Origin of the sequence: Carboxylicivirga marina, assembly GCF_016612505.1 — a bacterium.
GTDB classification, from domain to species: domain Bacteria; phylum Bacteroidota; class Bacteroidia; order Bacteroidales; family Marinilabiliaceae; genus Carboxylicivirga; species Carboxylicivirga marina.
Window position 1 is genome coordinate 1 of the sequence record NZ_JAENRR010000119.1, and the last position, 4,715, is coordinate 4,715.

General features: G+C 34.7%; 3 protein-coding genes. 1 reads left to right on the forward strand and 2 read right to left on the reverse strand.

Translation table 11 applies throughout. The annotated features are described in order from the left end of the window. Window positions 1-459: 459 nt before the first annotated feature. Window positions 460-1,350, forward strand: a complete 891-nt coding sequence (locus tag JIV24_RS21875) for a hypothetical protein (protein ID WP_200467214.1) — start codon at window positions 460-462, stop codon at window positions 1,348-1,350. Between the two features lie 30 nt (window positions 1,351-1,380). Here JIV24_RS21875 and JIV24_RS21880 read toward each other — a convergent pair whose 3' ends face one another. Together JIV24_RS21880 and JIV24_RS21885 are read right to left on the reverse strand one after the other, a co-directional pair. Then, on the reverse strand, window positions 1,381-2,274 hold the full coding sequence (locus JIV24_RS21880; RefSeq protein ID WP_200467215.1) for a hypothetical protein: 894 nt from the start codon (window positions 2,272-2,274) through the stop codon (window positions 1,381-1,383). A 623-nt stretch (window positions 2,275-2,897) separates the two neighbouring features. Continuing rightward, the gene (locus JIV24_RS21885; protein ID WP_200467216.1) at window positions 2,898-4,379 is read right to left on the reverse strand and encodes an alpha/beta fold hydrolase; all 1,482 of its coding nucleotides are present in this window, start codon (window positions 4,377-4,379) and stop codon (window positions 2,898-2,900) included. Between the last annotated feature and the right edge of the window lie 336 nt (window positions 4,380-4,715).

A 4,715-nucleotide genomic window follows, 5' to 3' on the forward strand; every position in this document is an offset into this window, starting at 1 on the left:
TAAACCCAAGGCATATAAGCAAAGAAAGGAATCTCAGCTAACTTTTGGATTTACTTAAAAAAATGGGGTAACTCCAAGATATTTTAATTAGAATAATAACCCAATCAATTGCAATTGAAGATTTCAACTAACAATTCCTGGTATTTTGATACGTCTGTTTAGGCCTAAGGTGAATCAGTTGGTGGCAAGTCGAGACATCTTTCAGGTAAAATAGCTTCGCTGTTCTCCTTAAAAACACAGGTACGAGTTAAGACTAAGGAGTTTTATCCCAAGCAGATCAAATAGCACATAGCATTGACACCAATATTATACAGTCGTAATTTTGTATAATTACAATCTACCCCTTTGGAATGTAGCAACTCTGTCAAGCTCTTACTACTCGTCATTTTTTTGACCCGGTATACTGACCATAGTCAAACACTATTAAGCCTAGCCTTTATTACTACTAAAACCACCGTTATGTATCGCTATTATAAAATTTTCATCACTTTGCTAACTGTTACATTGTTGATCAATGGATGTAAATTTGATGAAGCAGTAGAACCTGTAGTGGATAATAACCGAATTAAACTCATTAGCAGTTATGAGAACGAGATGCCGCAATACAAAATTGAATTCTTTTATGAAAATCAACGTATTACCAGTACTATGGAATATAGATATAACGATAATGCATGGCATGAAGATGAACATACAATAATTGAATATGATGGTAATCTGATAACAATCAGTACAGAACATGTGATTGATGGTTTATGGAATAATAAAAACCAGGTCCAGTTATTAATGAATAAGGATACAATTAAACAAAGTACAATATTTAATTGGCAAGATAATCATTGGTCTAAAGAAGCTTACTATACCTATACTTATCGAAATAATAAATTCATAGATGAAGTATACTGGAGACTCACAAACGACAGCTATGTACGAGACCATAAAACTATGTGCTTCTATAAAAACGGACTAATCTTTGAAATACGAGATTATGAAATAGAGCAAATGATTCTTTGGGTTTGTAATCGCGTATTGTCCATTAATAAGCTAAGTCAAAATCATCTAGAGCTTGTTGAGTCAATTAAAAATGATGATGGTGAGTGGATACAAGTAAACGCCTGTCAACTTATCTATTCGAACGGAAAACTGAGACAATTCATAGAACAAACAGATGCTATTAATTTTTCGTATAATGAAAATGGAAACCTAAGCCAACAAATAGAAGATGATGGTTACATCACGACATATTCCTATGAGACAGGTAAAGGCAATGCCTCAATATTAGCAATAAATCCTTTTAATGATGTGTTAAAATGGCCACAGATTAAGAGCACAAAAAAAGCTATCCCATAGGGATAGCTTCAAAATGCATTAGTTTTTTGCTTACTTTTTATCCTTTTTCTTACCAAGCGTTATTTCTTTCTCAATTAGAACCTCTTCATCGTAGTATGACATAATGGCTATATTGTCCTCAGAACCTTGACCATAATCAATCCAGAATGTTCTTTTAGGATTAACAACTTCTACTTTCCCACTCACTGGATACTTAAACCAGGTAAGTCGGTGAAGTGGTTCTATTATCGTTCTGGTGTGTTCCCATTTTTTAGAGTTGGAACCATGCACCTCACCTGTAATCATAAACTGATTATCTTTCCATTTATTGGTTTCACCTTCGTCAATCAATTCTCTTTCTTTTCTTACTTTTCTTTTCCGCCAGAAATGATCAGCATCGGTTGCTTTAAGGTTCACCACCCATTTAAATACCAGGTTTCCTTCTTCGTTAGGTCCCTTGTTGGTATAAACTTTAGAACCTACAATTTTCATATCATTAAAATAAAAATTCTTAAATGACACAGTGCGGGTAGAACCTGTTTTACGATGGGCTGCTGTTTTCTTAATAATCACTTTACCTCTTAAATGCATTCCCTCCCTCCAACGTGTGCTAACTATTATATTTTCAGGACCATAATCAACTGTAATGATACGCGGCCACTTAGCAGGAGCTGCCGGATACTCAACTGTTTTAACCGGATAAGTAACTTCTGCTGTGGATGACTTTAACTGAAAAGCTGATGGATATGCAGACTCTATATCCCCTGCTGTAACATTTTCAATTTGTCCGAAAATCCGTTCTTCCACCTCGGCCATTTCAATACCTTCCATGGCAATAGCTTCCATGTCCTGTTCAACAATTAATTTGTCAATCGAATTTTCTTTCGTACACGACAATACAAATACGATTAGGATGACACCGAATAAGGGCAATAATTTTTTCATAATGTAATTTTAAACGTAAACTGAAACCAGAAATAGTCAGGGTGTGAACAAATATATAAATTTTATGCACACATCCATACTCAAGCAAGTCACTTTTAATAAGCAAATTGAACACTCATTATCCATTGCTACTTTTATTAACAGTACCTCCATGATTGATTCTTTATACACTTGAGTCTACAATAACGCCTTTGTAATAACGCCATCTTATCAAGCATTCTATAATTCATTTGTATACTTCTATATCTATGGTTAAACACTCATTGATATAAAAAAGTAGTCCTGTCAGATAACTCCAACAGGACTTAATTGTATAACCGGATTTTCACATTGGTGATTTCTGCAACTATATTAAATTGAATGAGGTTGCTATAATGTACCGTGAATCATAGAATACACTTTTTTTACGCTGACTTAATAATTTTCAAAAAGTTATAATTCAAATAAAACCGTTAGAATGAAGGTGAAAAAACTATAAGCTGGACAATTGTCGTGATAAACCACCTACACCTGAAAACATGACCATTACAAAACCACATATAGCTTAGTTAATTCATTCAACTGCTCATCTACCATTATCCAAACTCAATGGAACGAATTTACACATCCTATGATTTTTGCATTTAAGGCAGCATAAATCCACCTTTAAATTCATCAACACATGTAGCGTCCAGTTGACCTGTAGGGTTATCGACAAACTGCTTAATAAGCATAATGCCACAACTTCCATAATCAACTGGTGAATGTGCAATACCATCATAGACAAAACAATGGGCCAGCTCGAATTGCTCAGCAAGATTCTGCGCATAGCCATACGGACAAACATGATCACTCTTGCCACTCAACATTAAAGTAGGAATATAAGTAGCGATAGTATTTACCTGTGCTGATGCATCTTCTACATGCCAGAACTTTCGCAATTCATTAAAAAATAAAGGACCAAACATCATTGTCTTTAAGCCATGAATAAAAGTGTGGTATTCTCCATCATCAGGTATCTGCCATGGTTCAGCCTTGGGCCACCCTGCCAATATTGAACTAAATGACAATCCATTACTAAAATCATCCATTGGAAAAAATGCCCCTGGCCGCTGTACTAATTCAGAGTAATCACCTTCAATAATTCGGTGCATTGATAATGGTGTTTGTGTGTTCCAGTACATATCTAAAAACAACCATCTGCTCACTTTATTACCGTTTATCACTACTTGGTAATCTTTATCTGTCCCTGGTCGTTTGGCTACAATTGTATCTGGATGTACATTCAGGTAGTCAAGTCTTGCCAGAAAACGCTTTTTTAAATCTGGATATGCCTTGGCATACTTTTCATTGGTTTCACACTCATTGAAGATTGACTCAAGCATTTCAATTGTTGTGAAATAAGCATTATTGAGTGCATGTTTCATATCCACTACGGCATTCAGCATGACAGATGAAATTTTTTCCGGGTAGTCCATCATCAATTGCTGGGCAATAATCGTACCGGCAGAAGAACCAAACAAAGAAAACTGATTGTACCCCAGACCTTCCATTATATAAACAATATCACTAACCGTTTCTTTGTAATTAAAAGCGGATAAATTGATACCTTCATTTGTGAATCGATTATATGCAAGCTGAAGGCTATCCCGATAAAGTGCTAATGTTTCATCTGCTGTCAGATGCTTATCAATTAGGTAGTTCTGTAGATTAATAATCTCAGGTGTTTCAAGGTAGGGTTTGGAATATTTCAACCCTCGTAACTCAATAATAACGATATCCCTTTTATCTAAAAACAATTGACCTTCACCTGAAAACATAGGAAGAAAATTATCAATATTAGATAAGCCAGGTCCACCTGTATTTAGCACAAATGGAGGCTGAGTCGCTGAATCTCCCAAACACTTAAAAACAGCAACTGCCAATTCTAATTGTTTAGCATTTGGCTGCTTATGAAACTCGGGTACTTTGATATAACCGTACTTGAACTTTGCATTATCAATTAATTCTTTAGGAACTTCTATCGGGCACTGTGTTTCGGCCATAAATGGCACCTGTTCTTTAGGGCTGCAATAGCACAATATCAGGGATACTAATGCTATTAATGTGATCTTGTTTGTTTTCATGTCTTGGGAAATTTAAATTAGTAACTATTCCAGTTATTTGCGTTTAGTAATTAACAAAAGCATTTGTTTTCCAACACATTAGACAACACAAACATCGGAACGGTTACAAAGCACTGGTTCTAAATTTATTCGAAATCATTTCAAACTAAACATTAACAATCCTAAGGCGTTATTTTTAACGCTTATTGAAGCTCATTTTTCTTTATAAAGCAAAAGATAGAAGTTTTTAAATAATCGCGATTCAATGTCGTTTAGTTAGCATGACTTTATAATCGTTTGTAATTCATAGAGTAAGACTTCTTTGGTTTCTTTTTTCTTTCAAATAATCTATTGGGT